Annotated in this window: 10 protein-coding genes, 1 tRNA gene and 2 pseudogenes; 5 read left to right on the top strand and 8 right to left on the bottom strand. The window is 70.8% G+C overall.

From position 1 onward, the window contains the following. Positions 1-94: 94 nt before the first annotated feature. From P1P75_RS12460 to P1P75_RS12440, 5 genes are all read right to left on the bottom strand, one after another. On the bottom strand, positions 95-523 hold the full coding sequence (locus P1P75_RS12460) for a VOC family protein (protein WP_319254583.1): 429 nt from the start codon (positions 521-523) through the stop codon (positions 95-97). A gap of 150 nt (positions 524-673) precedes the next feature. Continuing rightward, complete coding sequence (locus P1P75_RS12455; RefSeq protein WP_319254581.1) at positions 674-2089, bottom strand: TQXA domain-containing protein; 1416 nt, start codon at positions 2087-2089, stop codon at positions 674-676. A gap of 261 nt (positions 2090-2350) precedes the next feature. Next, positions 2351-2830, bottom strand: coding sequence for a single-stranded DNA-binding protein (locus P1P75_RS12450; RefSeq protein WP_319254579.1), 480 nt, complete (start codon positions 2828-2830; stop codon positions 2351-2353). A 358-nt stretch (positions 2831-3188) separates the two neighbouring features. After that, positions 3189-5792, bottom strand: a complete 2604-nt coding sequence (locus P1P75_RS12445) for a GTPase (protein ID WP_319254577.1) — start codon at positions 5790-5792, stop codon at positions 3189-3191. 3 nt (positions 5793-5795) lie between these two features. Beyond that, positions 5796-7403, bottom strand: a complete 1608-nt coding sequence (locus tag P1P75_RS12440) for a dynamin family protein (RefSeq protein ID WP_319254575.1) — start codon at positions 7401-7403, stop codon at positions 5796-5798. Between the two features lie 321 nt (positions 7404-7724). Between P1P75_RS12440 and P1P75_RS12435 the strand changes: the two genes are divergently transcribed. The 5 genes and pseudogenes from P1P75_RS12435 (at position 7725) to P1P75_RS12410 (ending at position 11443) form a co-directional block, all read left to right on the top strand. Further along, a tRNA-Arg gene (locus P1P75_RS12435) sits at positions 7725-7797 on the top strand. A 114-nt stretch (positions 7798-7911) separates the two neighbouring features. Beyond that, positions 7912-9000, top strand: coding sequence for a Fic family protein (locus P1P75_RS12430; RefSeq protein ID WP_319254572.1), 1089 nt, complete (start codon positions 7912-7914; stop codon positions 8998-9000). Between the two features lie 116 nt (positions 9001-9116). Next, positions 9117-9750: pseudogene (locus tag P1P75_RS42010) on the top strand (DUF3375 family protein). A 331-nt stretch (positions 9751-10081) separates the two neighbouring features. After that, on the top strand, positions 10082-10690 hold the full coding sequence (locus P1P75_RS12415) for a DUF4232 domain-containing protein (protein WP_319254568.1): 609 nt from the start codon (positions 10082-10084) through the stop codon (positions 10688-10690). Positions 10691-11131: 441 nt separating this feature from the next. Next, on the top strand, positions 11132-11443 hold the full coding sequence (locus P1P75_RS12410; RefSeq protein ID WP_319254566.1) for a hypothetical protein: 312 nt from the start codon (positions 11132-11134) through the stop codon (positions 11441-11443). A gap of 381 nt (positions 11444-11824) precedes the next feature. Here P1P75_RS12410 and P1P75_RS12405 read toward each other — a convergent pair whose 3' ends face one another. The 3 genes and pseudogenes from P1P75_RS12405 to P1P75_RS12395 form a co-directional block, all read right to left on the bottom strand. Continuing rightward, positions 11825-12769 (bottom strand): hypothetical protein, encoded by a 945-nt coding sequence (locus P1P75_RS12405; RefSeq protein WP_319254626.1) that lies wholly within the window; start codon positions 12767-12769, stop codon positions 11825-11827. 264 nt (positions 12770-13033) lie between these two features. Continuing rightward, positions 13034-13189 (bottom strand): annotated as a pseudogene (locus tag P1P75_RS12400) (helix-turn-helix domain-containing protein); the annotation flags it as partial. 451 nt (positions 13190-13640) lie between these two features. Further along, a complete protein-coding gene (locus P1P75_RS12395; protein ID WP_319254564.1) occupies positions 13641-13976 on the bottom strand; it encodes a hypothetical protein in 336 nt (111 codons plus the stop codon). Positions 13977-14042: the final 66 nt, after the last annotated feature.

Genomic DNA, 14042 nt, shown 5'->3' with positions numbered 1-14042 from the left:
CCCTCTGTTGCTCCGTCCGGCTCTTCTCCGTCCGGCTCTTCTCCGTCCAACTGCTTCTCCGTCCGGCTGCTTCTCGGTCCGCCTGTTCCTCCCTCTAGCCGACGGGCTGGCCGATGCCCAGGAGGTTTCCCTCGCTGTCGTGGAACCAGGCTCCGCGTTCGCCCCGGGCGCCCTTGCTCGGATAGTTTCCGTCGATCTCGGCGACGTGGTCGACGGTGCGGAAGCCGGGCACGTCGACCTCCTCGAAGATGACGCCGCGGCGTTTCAGCTCCGTCACCACTGCCTCGATGTCGTCGACCTCGAAGGCCATCTGCGTGAACGTGCCGGGCGAGCTTCCCGTCGACCGGAACAGCACGAACTCGGCGCCGCCCTCACTTCGGTACAGCAGTCCGCCGGGGCGTTCGTCGACCGGGTGCAGGCCGAGCCGTTCGGCGTAGAAGCGGCGTGCCCGGTCCAGGTCCTGGGCCGGGAGCCTGGTCGCCACCCGTGCCCCGGCCAGGGTGTTCCTGTCGTCTGCGTTCATACGACCACTCTGCCCCCGGCGGTGGACCGGAGCGAGGAACGTCACCCGTTTCCGCCGTCGCGGGGGTGACGGCCGCGGGTGACGAGTCAGGCTTCGCCGGCTGTCCGAGCCCTCGCTCTCCCGCCCCGGTGCGATGCCGCGGTGGCTGCCTCAGCCCTGTGCCTTGTTCTCCTTGCGGCCGACGAGCAGCAGGACCGTGCCGCCGATGACGACCAGGCCGATCGCGGTGCCCGCGATCAGAGGGGTGGCGTCGGAACCGCCGGTCTCGGCGAGGTCGGTGCCCGAGGGGGCGGTGCCGCCCACCGTGGCCGGGCTGGGTTCGGCGAGTGTCTGGGTGGTCAGGCCGGTCTCGGCGGCTCTGGTCCGGCAGTCGAGGACGCCGGCGAAGCGGCTCTGGGTGCCCTGCGGGCCGGTGATGGTGAAGTCGTAGGCCTGATCCTCCTGGAGGGGGATCGTCACCGTGCGGGACGTGCCGGCCGGGATGCTGTGCCGCACGCCCATCAGCTCGAAGGTGAATGCCTGGTCGCCCTGGTTGGACGCGGTGATGTCGACGCCGTTCTTCGGGCAGTTCTTCGCGGCGGAGAGGGCCGGGACGGCGCCTGTCTCGGCCCAGGTCGCGGAGGCCGTCGCGGCGACGGTCGACTCGCTGGAGCCGGCCAGGATCTGTGTCTGGCTGCGGCTCCCGGAGGTGAAGGCGCGGCCGACGGGGACCGTGGTGGAGGCCTGGACCGTCAGCTCGGCGGCCCCGGCGGCGGTGCCGACGGGCACGTCGAAGAACAGTTCGCTGCCGTCCCGCGCGGAGGTGACGGGTTCACCGTCCTTGCCGACGATGCGTACGCCGGTGATCGCGGCGTCGAGCGGCGGTGTCACCGTCACTGCGCCGGCGCCGGTCCGTACGATGACCGGGCCGAGCAGTTCGCCGGGGTGGCCGGAGACCGCGGGCCCGTCCAGGGTCAGTGACGCCGGGGGTTCAGCCACGGCACGGGCGGTCTTGTGGAGGTAGTCCGCGAGCCGTTCGGCCTGCGGGTCGACGGCGTCGACGTCCGCGCCGTCGGAGTAGCGCCAGATCGCCACCTGGGTGCCGGCCGCCGCGTCCTGCTCGGTGAGGCCGCCTCCGGTGATGCCGGCCTTCTTGGCCAGCGCGGCCAGGTTGTTGACCTGGGGGTATGAGTTCTGCAGGATCCAGCGGATGCGGCCCGCGTCCTTGTTGACGCCCAGTGAGGTGCCGCTCCAGGGTGTCTCCTGGTACTTGGCTTCCTTCTGCGTGGGGTTGTGGAGGTCGACGCAGTAGGTGTGAAGGGTGCCGCCGCCGTCGACGGACATCTCGAACAGGCCGGCCGAGACCTCCTGGTCCCCGCTCTCGTCGTGGAACACGGCGGCGCCATAGGTCTTGAGACCGCCTATCGTCGCCGTCGCTCCACCCTGGGTCTGTGCGGCGGTGTCGGCGACGGCCGTGCCCGCGGTGACGAGGACACCGGCGGCGACGAGTCCGGACACCAGCGTCCCCGCTGCGAGGCGGACCGCGCCCCGTCCGCGCCCGAACGGCGCGCAGAACGAAGAAATCACGTAATTCCCCTTCGAGCGGGACCCGTTGATGTGGGGGGATGGGTCCCACCAGCAGAATCAGAAGCCCCGTGAGCCACGTTCGGCATCCTAGAGAGGCGGACGTACCGGCCTTCCCGGTCAGGTCACCCGATGGGTGATCCGACTCGGAATCGTTATCCCCAAGATCGCCTGCGAGCAGGGCTTATCGACAAATCCACCAGCAACTCCGGGAGGTATCCGCCGATAAGCCGTCGATCACTCAGATCGGCGCACTCCCTGACATCACGTCACGGCGGCCGGCTCCCGTCGCCGCGCTGATCCCGGCTCCGCGGAAGGCGTCGTCACAGGGGTCTCCCAGTCGGGCTCCGGCTGCGTGGGTACGCCGGCCGCAGCGGCCGTATCGGGCCTGGCCGCGCGGCGGAAGACAGAGGTGCCGCGGGCGAGATCATGGCCGATCGCCACCGCGTCGATGTCGGCCGACGTCCTGTTCTGCCCCTCGCGCGCTTCCGCCCGCACCTTCAGCCGGCCCTGGACGATCACGGCGTCGCCCACGTTCAGCGACGCCCCCACGTTCACCGCCAGCTGCCGGTTGGCCCACACCGTGAAGAAATTGGTGTGCCCGTCGGTCCAGGTGCTCTTCTCCCGGTCCCAGTAGCGCGCGGTCACCGCCAGCCGGAACCTCGCCGACGGCCCCGCCGACAACTCCCGGTACACCGGCTGCGTCGCCACGTTCCCCACCGCACAGACCATCGTCTCGTTCATCGAGAACCCCTCCCTCACCCCGATGTCCACACCGGGCGGATACGCGTACGGGCCCGTCCCGTACGGCTGCGTCTGCGTTTCCGGGACGCCGGCGGCCACGGGGCATCCGCCCCGAGCCGCTCACCGCCACCGTCGCCACGACCGCGTCCGCCGCGATCGCCGCACCACCAGACTGCCTCCGCCGGGCCGAGCCCGCCGCGCCCTGTGGACCACCACCGGCCTGTGGAAAAAGCCGTCACCCGAACGAGGGAGACCAGGCTCGCCCCGCCCGGATCACGCCCCGATCACCACCTCTGGCACGCCCCGCCCCCGAACATCCACCGGATCACCACCCGGCACGCGTCCACAGGTGCCGCCCTCACCTCACCAGCGCCTCCGCGCCCATCACCCGCCCGTACTGCTCCCGTACCTCCCGGTACCGCAGCAACTCGGCGGCCACGGGATCCAGGACCCTCGCTCTGCCGCACCCGGCGGCAGCCTCCCGCAGGCTCCGCTCCGCGTCCTGGCCGTATCTGCGCGCGGGACCGCGGGCCGCCAGCCGGCAGCTCCACTCCACCAGCGGGCCGCCGATGATGCCGGCCACCATCAGCAGCACCGGCACGCCCAGGTTCGGCGACATGACCCCGGCGATCTGGCCGACCAGCCACAGGCCGCCGAGGATCTGCAGGACCGTCATGGACGCCTGCGCCAACACGGCCACCGGCCACCAGCCCGGCCGTGGCGGACGCCCCTGCGGCACCCCGGCCCGCGCGGTCAGCTCGTCCAGCGCCTCCGGCAGCCCCTGCGCACCGCGTACGGCTGCCTCGCGCACCGCCTGCGCCCACGGCGCGGGCAGGCCCGCCGAGGCCCGCTCCGACACCGTGCGCACCGCCTGCTCCACGCGCTGGCGCGCCGTGGCCTCCTCGTCGGCCTGCGAGCGGACCGGCATCCGGCCGGTGGGGGGATCCCGGCGGTCCTCGTACCACCGCCACAGCCTCAGCCACGGCGTCCCGCACGCGCGGTTGGCATTGCGCAGCCAGGCGCGTTCGGCGGCGTCGCCCGCGGCGGTGGCACCGACCGCGTCCGCGAGCCGGGCGGCGAAATCGTCCCGCGCCTCCTCGCTCAGCCCGGTGCGCCGTTCCGTCGCGTAGACGGACCGCAGCCGCCATCCGGCGGCGTCCACATCGGCCGCGATCCGCCGCGCCGCGGCACCGCGCTCCGCGACGAACTGGCCGAGCGACTCCCGCAGTTCGCCGACGCCGTCGCCGGTGAGCGCGGACAGCGCGAGGACGGTCGCGCCCGGTTCGCCGTACTCGCCGAGGGCGACGCCGTCCTCGTCGAGCAGCCGCCGCAGGTCGTCGAGGACCATCTCGGCGGCCTCGCCCGGCAGCCGGTCGACCTGGTTGAGGACGACGAACATGACCTCCGCGTGGCCCGCCATGGGCCGCAGATAGCGCTCGTGGAGCATGGCGTCGGCGTACTTCTCGGGGTCGACGACCCAGATGACGGCGTCCACGAGGGCCAGCACGCGGTCGACCTGCTCACGGTGCTGTACGGCGGCCGAGTCGTGGTCGGGCAGGTCGACCAGGACGAGCCCGCGCAACTGCGCCTCGGCGTCCGCGCTCTGCACCGGGCGGCGGCGCAGCCGGCCCGGGATGCCGAGCCGGTCGATCAGGCCGGCGGCGCCGTCGCTCCAGCTGCACGCGATCGGCGCGGCGGTGGTCGGCCGCCGTACGCCCGTCTCCGAGATGGTCACCCCGGCGAGCGCGTTGAACAACTGGGACTTGCCGCTGCCGGTGGCCCCCGCGATCGCGACGACGGTGTGCTGCCCGGAGAGCCTGCGCCGGGCCGCCGCCTCGTCGAGAACGCGCCCCGCCTCGGAGAGCGTCCTGCTGTCGAGCCGCGTACGGGAGAGCCCCACCAGTTCGCGCAGCGCGTCGAGCCGGGAGCGCAGGGCGCCGTCGTAGGCGAGCGGGGCCGCGGTCTGGGGTCCTCCGGACCGGACCTCCAGCGCCGCGGCGGCCTGCTCGGCGGCGGTGGCCTCGTTCACGCGACGTGCGATGAGACCGTCCCCCCAGGGTTCACCGGAACCGGAGTCGTCCGACGCGGCCAGACTGTCACCGTCCCTCGCGCGACCGTCTTTCGCGCGACCGTCGCGCGTGTCGCGACCCTCGCGGCTGCCATGGCTGCCATAGCTGCCACGGCCTTCAAGGCTGTCGCGACCCTCATGGCTGTCGCGACCGCGCGCGGGAGCTTCGGTCTCCGGCGCACGGGCGGGACCGCCCTTTCCCCGCACCCGCGCGGGAGGGGCGCTCTCTCGCACGCGCGCGTGCTGCTCGTCCCCCGCCTTCGCCCGGCCGACCGAGGACTCGCTGCTCGCGCGCGCACGCGCAGGGCACTCCCCCCCGCCGACGGGCATGGAGGCGCCGCCCTCCACCGCCTTCACGAAACGGCCGCCTTCGGCTTCGTACGGGGACAGGGCGGCGTCGGCCGGGCGCACGGAGCCGCTGCCGTCCGTCACGCGCGCGCAACTGTCAACGTCCGTCACGCGCGCGGAACCCTTGACGTCCGTCACGCGCGCCGAACCCTTGACGTCCGTCACGCGCGCGGAACCCTTGACGTCCGTCACGCGCGCGACGCTGATGCGATCCGCCTCGGCCACAGGCGCGTCCCGGTCGTCCCCCTGGCTGTCCTCGTCACGACCGCCCGGGGAACTGTCTCCGCCCTCCTCGCCATCCCAGGCCCCTTCCGGGCTCCCACCGGCCTGCGGGGCGTCTTCCCCGGCGCCCTCCGCAACGCCGGCCGCCGCGCCCGGAGCCGACTCGCCGGACTGGTCCCCCTGGGGCCCCAGCTCCCGCTCCCTCACCGCCCTCCCGGGCGCCGCCTGTTCCAAGTGATCGGCGTGATCGGTGTGATCGGTGTGATGAGCGTGATCCGTGTGGCCGGTGTGGTCGGTGTGGTCGTGGTTCGTGACGGCGGTCACCGGTCACCTCTCCTTCTGCAGTACGGACAGCGCGGCGATGAGTTCGGCCTGGGGTTCGGCGTGGACGTCGAGTCCGTCGAGCGGGGCGAGCCGGCGCTCGCGTTCGTTGTGCATGACACGGTCGAGGTGCTCGGTGAGCAGCTTCCCGCCCCGGTCGCGCAGCCGCAGCGCGCCATGGGCGCCGATCCGTTCGGCGAGCCCCTCGCCCGCGGAACGGGCCCTGCGGCCGCCCAGCAGGACGGTGGCGACGAGGGCCGCGATGACTTCGGGGTCGGGTACGGCGCCGCGTTCAAGGTCGCGCACCTCGTCCTCGGCGTACTCCTCCAGCTCGCGCCGCCAGCGCCGTACCGCCATGCCGATGCGGTGTTCGGCCGTCTCCGGGGAGGGGTCGCGGTCGAGCAGTTCCGGGGCGCCCGCGGCAGGTTCGCGGCGCCAGGCCTCGTCGACGCGCTCATCGGCCGCGGTGACGGCGCACAGCAGCAGGGCGGCCAGGCTCTCCACGAGGGCGTCGAGCAGTTCCCCGGCGGTGCAGTCCAGCGGGAAGGCCCGCCAGCGCTTGAGGGCGTCACCGGCGAGCACGGCGCCGCTCTGCAACCGGCCCCGCACGCGCGCGTACTCGCTGTCGTAGGCCCCGTCGACGGCCGAGGTGAGCCGCAGTGCGGCCGCGTACTGGGCCGCGGCGGCGCCGGCCAGTTCGGGCATCCGGGACTTGAGCGAGTCGAGGACGCCGTAGGCCGTGCGGGCCATCGCGTCGTGGCGGGCGGCGAGGTCCTGCGTGTGCTGGACGAGCCAGGCGCGCAGCGGTGCCACGGCGGTGGCCGGAAGCAGCCCCCCACCCCAGGCGGACTCGGGCAGTTCGGGCACGGTGAAACGCGGTACGTGCCCCAGCCCGGCCTTGGTGAGCAGGGCGCCGTACTGCCGGGAGACCTCGGAGACGACCTGGTGGGGTACGCGGTCGAGGACGCTCACGAGCGTCACGTCGTACTCCTTCGCGGTGCGCAGGAGGTGCCAGGGCACAGCGTCGGCGTACCGTGCCGCCGTGGTGACCATGACCCAGATGTCGGCGGCGCAGATGAGTTCGGCGGCCAGGACACGGTTGTCGGCGACCAGGGAGTCGACGTCGGGCGCGTCGAGGAGGGCGAGGCCGGGCGGAAGGGTCTCCGCGGTCTCGATGCGCAGGAGGCGTCTGCCGTCCTCGCCGGGCAGCAACAGGTCGTCCGCGGGCTCCTGGTGGGGCACCCACACGCGCGTGAGATCGGGCAGTACACGCATGCCGCTGAACCAGTGATGGTCCTCCGGGTGACACACCAGCACCGGCGTCCGGGTCGTCGGCCGCAACACGCCCGCCTCGCTGACCCGCCGACCCACCAGCGAGTTGACGAGGGTCGACTTGCCGGCGCCGGTGGAACCGCCCACCACCGCCAGCAGGGGCGCTTCGGGCTGTCTGAGCCGGGGCACCAGATAGTCGTCGAGCTGGGCGAGGAGCTCGTCGCGGTTGGCACGCGCGCGTGGGGCCCCCGCCAGGGGCAGCGGAAAGCGTGCGGCGGCGACACGGTCGCGCAGGGCGGAGAGTGCGTCGAGCAGCTGAGGCCGTACGTCCAAGGTCACCACATGCGAAGAATGCCCAATTTCGGGGGATTTATGAAGCATATAGACATGCCTGCGCGCCGATAGGACAGAAGGGATGGAAGCCGCGACTGGGACAGAGGTGCGGCGCAGGCATAACGAGTGCACAACACCCGACGCTCCAGGCACCAAAAGCGGTGCACAATTCGTACCTGCCTGCGATTATCAGGACCGCTTCACCGAACCTCCACATTGAGCCACGGAGGCGAAGCGCTCAGGACAAGGAACCGGGAGCCCTATCCTTGTCCCCGGCAACGTCACGGATCAGCCCACACCCGGGCACCAGGCACGAGGCCACCACACCCGGCCCCCGTAGCTCAGTGGATAGAGCAGGCGCCTTCTAAGCGCTTGGCCGCAGGTTCGAGTCCTGCCGGGGGCGCGCGTTTATGCAGGCCAGAGCCATTTTCTAACCCTTCGCGAGATCACTTGCGGAGGGTTTTTGTTGCCCTGGAGGGCTTTTTATCCCGATTCACATCCTCGAACCGGGCTCCCCGTGCTCCGCGCCACTCCTCGTTGGACCCGCCAGCTACGCCGCAACCTCACCGCCCGCGCGATCGCCGGATCGAACACCATCGAGGGATACGCCGCGACAGTCGACGACGTGGAAGCCCTCATTTCCGGCGGGGAACCTCTGGACACCGGGGAGAAGACACGTGCCGAGTTGGAGGGATATCAGCGCGGCATGACCTACATCCAGGCCCTCGCCGACGCAGGAGACGATTTCCACTACGACGCCGGCCTGCTCAACGGTCTGCACTTCATGCTCCGGGGCCACCACCTCGACAAGCGCCCCGGCCGCTGGCGCGATGGGCCCGTCTACGTCACCAGCCCCGACGATCCCCTGGTCCCCGCCTACACCGCACCGGACCAGGCGGACGTTCCCGCTCTGATGTCGGAGTTCATCGACTGGCTCAACGAAGGCGACCTCGACGCGCCCGTCCACGTCCGGGCCTCCATGGCCCACCTCAACCTCGTCAAGATCCACCCATGGAAGGACGGGAACGGGCGCATGTCCCGAGCGCTCTCCACCCTCGTCTTCTCCCGCGAGGCCCTGATGCCGCCCGAGTTCTCGTCCATCGAGGAATGGCTCGGCCGGGGACAGAACACATACGCCTACTACCAGGTCCTGGAGGACGTAGGCGGTCCGCACTGGAGTCCGGAGCGGGACACACGCCCCTGGATGCGGTTCTGCCTCACCGCCCACCACCGCCAGGCGCAGCAGGCCCAGCGGCGCTTCGACGTGATGTCCCGCGCCTGGACCGCCTGGTCGAGGCCGTCGAAGCAACTGGCCTGGACGAACGCGTCGTCTACGCCCTGCTGCCTGCCTTCTCGGACGCGAAGGTCCGCCGCACCGTCTACCAGCAGGACGCCGACCTCAGCGACCAGCAAGCCATCCGCGACATCCGAGAGCTCGTCGCCCGCGGCTGGCTCGTTCCTCACGGCAAGGGCCGCGCCCGCCACTACGCGCCCGGTCCACTCATGGATCCAGTTCGCGAAGAAGTCCGCCAGTCCATGGAGCCGTATGCCGATCCGTACCGACGGAAGCGGTGACCTACCCCCCTCGAACACCTGCACAAGATGACGAACCTGCTGGTCAACAGCGGTTTCGCCCTCGTTGTCAGTGGCCCCTTCCACCGTGCGTTCGTGGGTACCGTACCGAACCACTTGAGCACGTGACGGGGATCTGGGGGCGGGTGCATGGAGTACGACGATGTGGTGCGGCTACCCAAGCACCACCCGGCGTGGCAGCTGCTGCGGGCGGAGAACGCGGCGCTCATCCTGAGCTTCCTCCACAAGGTCTTCGTGGAGCAGGGGGTCCGTTCGATCTCCGGTGCGGAGTTGGCCGACCGGCTGGATGACGAGTTGTACGCGCTGAACGAACGGCTCGGAGAGCAGGCGTTCCCCAAGCCCGCGAAGGCGTACCTGGACGACCTGGTCAGCCACGCAGGCGGGCTGGCTGCGCAAGTACTGTCCGCCTGATTCCGACGAGCCGCACTACGACGCGACGCCCGCCGTGGAAAGGGCCGTCGCCTGGGTCCGCTCGCTGAAGGCCCGTTCCTTCATCGGCACGGAATCGCGGCTCAATACCGTCTTTGAGCTCCTGCGGCAGATGTGGTTCGGGGCCGAGAGTGATGTGGAAGCGCGGCTTGAGGAGCTGAAAGGACGGCGTCTGGAGCTGGACGAGGAGATCGCGCGTTTCGGGCACGGCGAGGTGTCGGTCCTCGACCGGGCCGGGCTGAGGGAGGGGACGCCCTTACGGGCGGCGCCCTTCGGCTCGCCACGGCTGGAACGGGCGCCGCTTGTGCGGCGGCGCGCGGGCCGGCCGAGGTGACGGGGTCGGGTCCACCGGGTGTCCGGCCGCCGGCCTCAGGCGTTTCCCATCCCAGACAGGCATCCCAGGCTTCCTTGTTTCTGCAGGTTGTCGGGGTGGGATCGTCCCAACGTTGCAGATGGAGCGGGGCTGTTGTCCCAGGCCCGCGAGGCATCCGATGCTACGGCTGTCGCACCGGCTGAAGCGGCCGACCGCCGGGCAGCGCCATGACACCCCGGCTCACCAGTCCACTGGGACGCCCGTCTCCTTGGGCGTCCGGCACGCACCTTGATCCGCAGTGCCAGGCCGCGGACGCGTGCGACCTCATACCGATCAGAAAAGGAACACGCATATGAACGTGAAGTCCCTTACGGGCCGTGCGGCCGTGGCCGCGGGTCTCGTCCTGGCTCTCGGGTGTGGTGTGTCGGCACAGGCCTCCACCACCGGGCCGCTGACGATCGGCGGGAAGGCCGATGCCGCGGTGACGCACCGCTCGGGCGGCAGTAGCGACAAGGGCACCGTCGACACCTGCTCCCAGGAGGTCCTCGGCGTGTCCGCCACGAAGGAGCCTGCGGACAGCGAGGACGCCCGGCACCTCCTCCTCACCGTCCAGAACGCCGGCGACGAGAAGTGCAACCTCTACCGCTACCCTCTCGTGCGGCTTGGCGACGGCCGGAACACGGCCCGCGTGATCGAGGAGAGCGACCCGCACCCGGGGGTGCCCGTCACCCTCGCCCCGGGTGAGGAGGCGTATGCCGGTCTGCTCGTCAACGGCCCCATGGACGAGTACGAGGCGAAGAGCATCACCCTCAGCCTCCAGGGTCGTAAGCCCGGCAGCAGCGCGGGCAAGCCGATCGGTGTCCCCATGCCTGTCGAGACGTTGTACGCCAACGACTACCAGCGTGTCACCTACTGGACGACCGCTCCCGGTTTCGCCCTGGATTTCATCATGTCGAAGTGACGGACCTCGATCGGGACCGCTTCCCGGTGGCCGGCCAGAACGCCCACTTGGCCTGCTGAAGTCGGCCGAAGGCCCGGCAGCACCACGACACCCGCACCCGCCGTGCACCCGCTCCTGGGACACCCATGTCCTCGGGCACCCAGGACGCGCGGCGGGGTTGGTGGGGTGCAGCGAGGCACACGCGTGCGTGGTCGGTCGACGCGCCCGCCGTCGTAGCCGGCTGTCGTCGGCCGAGGTCCATGCGGGCCCCAAATCCTGCCGGGGCGTGGGGAGTTCGTGGCAGCATCACATGTTCGCCCCGGCCATGCTCCGCCTTGCCATGTCCGTCACCACTCGCGGGCGGACTCGAACAATTGCCGAATTCTTGGAGGTTTGATGAAGCCCGTCATCCGGAAGATCGCAAGCTTCGCGGGGGTGGCCATGGCCGTCGCGACCATGTCCATGACTGACGCATCCGCAGCCCCCGCGGAGTCCCCCACCCAGGGCTGCCCGTATCCCTATGTCTGCTTCTACGTGGACAACAACGCCTTGCTCGCAGGCACTCCGATCTCGAAGTACCGGGACGTCACCAGTAGCTATCAGGCGGTCACTCCCCGGCCGCACTACGGGGTCCTGAACACCCGGAACGACGACGTCGTGTACCTGCGGCTCCAGAGCGGGGGATCGATCTGCCTCGGGCCGAACACTCAAACCGTGTTCACCAATTCCTACAGGGTCAACGGAATAAAGATCTCCAGCAGCTCCACGTGCTGAATCCGCCGGAGCGGCTGGCAGGCGCGCGTGATCACGCCCTCCGGGCGACGGGCAGGGCCGCGTGAGGCCCCCCAGCGGCCCGGCCACACGGCCACGGTCTCGTCCGCTCCGGCCCGCAACGGACTTCTGCTGCCTGGTGGGTGTCGGCGGGGTGCGGTAGGAAGAGGGTGATCAACAGGCAGGGCGGAGTCGGGGGTGGAGGAGCGGCCGGACACGGTGGCTTCCGCGCTGCGGGACCTGAAGCCGAACAGGCTCACCAGGTGCGCGGCACCACCTCCCTGCCCCGGCCCCGCCCGGATCCCGATGAAGGCGGAATCGGGCGGGCCCCCGCCGTCACCGGTCCTGCTGTCGGAGGAACGGGCTGTGCGGCCTGTTGCTTCGTCAGTCGCCGGTTTCCGCCTCGTCGTAGGCGGTGGTCATGGGGACCCAGCCAGTGGGGTTGCGGTACCAGTAGTGCGGTAGCCCCTTGATGCCCGTGGTGCGGAAAGGGCGGCCGTGGTCGTCGATGCGCATCGTGCCGGTCCGGCCCTGTGAGGACCAGTCGAGGTCGAGGTACCAGTCGCAGGTGCAGGAGTCGGTGCGCGCGGAGAGCAGCAGGACCTCCGGCTCCTGCAGGGACACCCGGTAGGGGAAGTCGACCGCGGGGTCCGGTCTGTCCGGGTCGTTGCCGGAAATCGAACGGGCCAGAGGTCGGTGCGCGTCAAGGTTCACGGAGAAGTGGCGGGGGATGAGGATGGCGCCGCAGCCTTCGTACATGGAGTAGGCGATGCCCCGGCGGGTGGCGGGGGTGGTGCGGTTGACCACGCGCACATGCAGTGCTTCCAGGACGACGGCGGCGGAGCCGCGTCCCTGCACCGAGATCCGCAGATGGGTGGTGCGCCCGTGCACCGCCCCTAGGGATGCGGCCCACGCCGCGGCGTCCTGCGGGGCCGGCGGCGGCGGGACCTGCTGCGGTGGCTTGGTGATGACGTAGTCGTGGTCGCATTCGGGTCGCCAGAGGTGGGAGTTGGCCGTCCAGGTGAGCGGGGCCGTCGAGGGGGCCGTGTCGGCGCTCGCCCGGTCCTCCTGCGGGCTGTCGCCGTCGTGCGCGGCCGGCGCCGAGGGTGTCGGTGTGGTGCGGACGGAAGCCGACGGCTCACCGCCACCGGAGGAGGGTCCGCCAGCGGGTTGCGGGCTGCCGCCGCCGTGCGCGGCCGGCGCCGAGGGTGTCGGTGTGGTGCGGGCGAAGGCCGACGGCTCACCGCCACCGGAGGAGGGTCCGCCAGCGGATGTGGTGAGGCCGGCGAGCGCGACGGCGAGCGAAGCCGCCAGTGCTATCGATCGCACGGGCCGACGTCGGGGGCGCCCGGCGCCGGGCCGCGGATCAGCCGACGAGGTCGGCCCCGGGCGCGGGTCCGCCGGGCCCGCGTGGCTCGTGGATGCGGCCGATGCCGCGGTGCTCGTGATGTCGCGGGGTATCGGTGACCGCCGGGCAGCGGATGGGCGTGTTCGTTGCCGTGCCGCGACTGCCAGGATCCACCGGCGGTGCACCTCCACGCGTTCCTCGGGGGAGGCTCCGCAGAGTGCGGCGAACCGCTCGATCCCGGTGAAGTCCAGGGGAACCGCCTCTCCGGCGCAGTAGCGGTGCAGCGTGGAGGCATTCATGCCCAGACGGCGGGCCAGCGCCGCGTAGCTGCGGTCTGTGCGCTCCTTCAGACGCGTCAGCAGCAACGCGAACTCCGCTACATCATCGTGGATTGCATCCATGTGGCCCGTACTCTCATCCATCCGTCGGCCTGTGCAGTCATGTCCCGATCCGGGACGGCATCCCAGGCACTCCCCGTACTTCTACGTCAATACGGCTGGGATGGTTTCAGGGCTGCGTCATCCCTCTCTCGAGACCACCCTCCACCGCACCCACCCCGACACGCCGACCAGCCCCCAAGACCTCTGAACTCCGGGTTCACAGGGAGTTGGCTTCGAACCGCCAGATCGCCTGCAGAGCACGAGTGCAAGTAGTCCGCATGGCTGAGGGAGTCAAACTGCTCGGTGAGCTCCGGACGATCTGTGGCCTGAAGCTGCCCAGTCCACGACAGATGCGGCAGGGAGAGACCCGGTGGCTTGTCCAAGTCCCTCTCCCGGCGCGGGTTGGACGGTAGGAGGTTGGACGGGAGGTCGGACGGGAGGTTGTCCCGCCGCCAGCCTTGTCGCGCACCCCTCAGAGGTCGTGAGCTTCGCTCCTCGCCAGGAGGTGACCTCGGCTGGTGGCTACGCGCAGTACGTCGTGCAGGGCTGCGGTCAGTTCCTTCGCGAGGAGTTGGATCTCCCCCAGGCTGGTGGGCTCGTCGCCGAAGGTTTCCGCCGCCCGCTTCAACAGTTCGACCGCCGTGTCGAGTTGCTCCGATTCGATGTTGTCGGCCAGGCGGGACATGTAGCCGCCCCTGTCGTCGGTGCTCAGGTAGCCGGGCTTGCACTCCGGCCCCGACCACGGGAGGGCCGCTGCGAAGCCGAACGCCTTCTGAAAGAGCGTTTTGTCCCGACGGGGGTGCTTCATTGCAGTTCAGGTGGCGGACCGCTTCGGGCCGGCTGAGGCGGTAGACGCTTGTTGTGGCAGATGGGA

The organism is Streptomyces sp. ID05-39B (genome assembly GCF_033794725.1).
In the GTDB taxonomy this organism is placed as follows: Bacteria; Actinomycetota; Actinomycetes; order Streptomycetales; family Streptomycetaceae; genus Streptomyces; species Streptomyces bobili.
The sequence above is the reverse complement of the archived record's forward strand: the minus strand, read 5'-3'. Positions and strand labels throughout refer to the sequence as shown.

Coding starts and splice junctions, on each gene's coding strand:
- P1P75_RS12460 (WP_319254583.1), bottom strand. CDS start 523: ATGAACGCAGACGACAGGAACACCCTGGCCGGGGCACGGGTGGCGACC.
- P1P75_RS12450 (WP_319254579.1), bottom strand. CDS start 2,830: ATGAACGAGACGATGGTCTGTGCGGTGGGGAACGTGGCGACGCAGCCG.
- P1P75_RS12415 (WP_319254568.1), top strand. CDS start 10,082: ATGAACGTGAAGTCCCTTACGGGCCGTGCGGCCGTGGCCGCGGGTCTC.
- P1P75_RS12410 (WP_319254566.1), top strand. CDS start 11,132: ATGACTGACGCATCCGCAGCCCCCGCGGAGTCCCCCACCCAGGGCTGC.
- P1P75_RS12395 (WP_319254564.1), bottom strand. CDS start 13,976: ATGAAGCACCCCCGTCGGGACAAAACGCTCTTTCAGAAGGCGTTCGGC.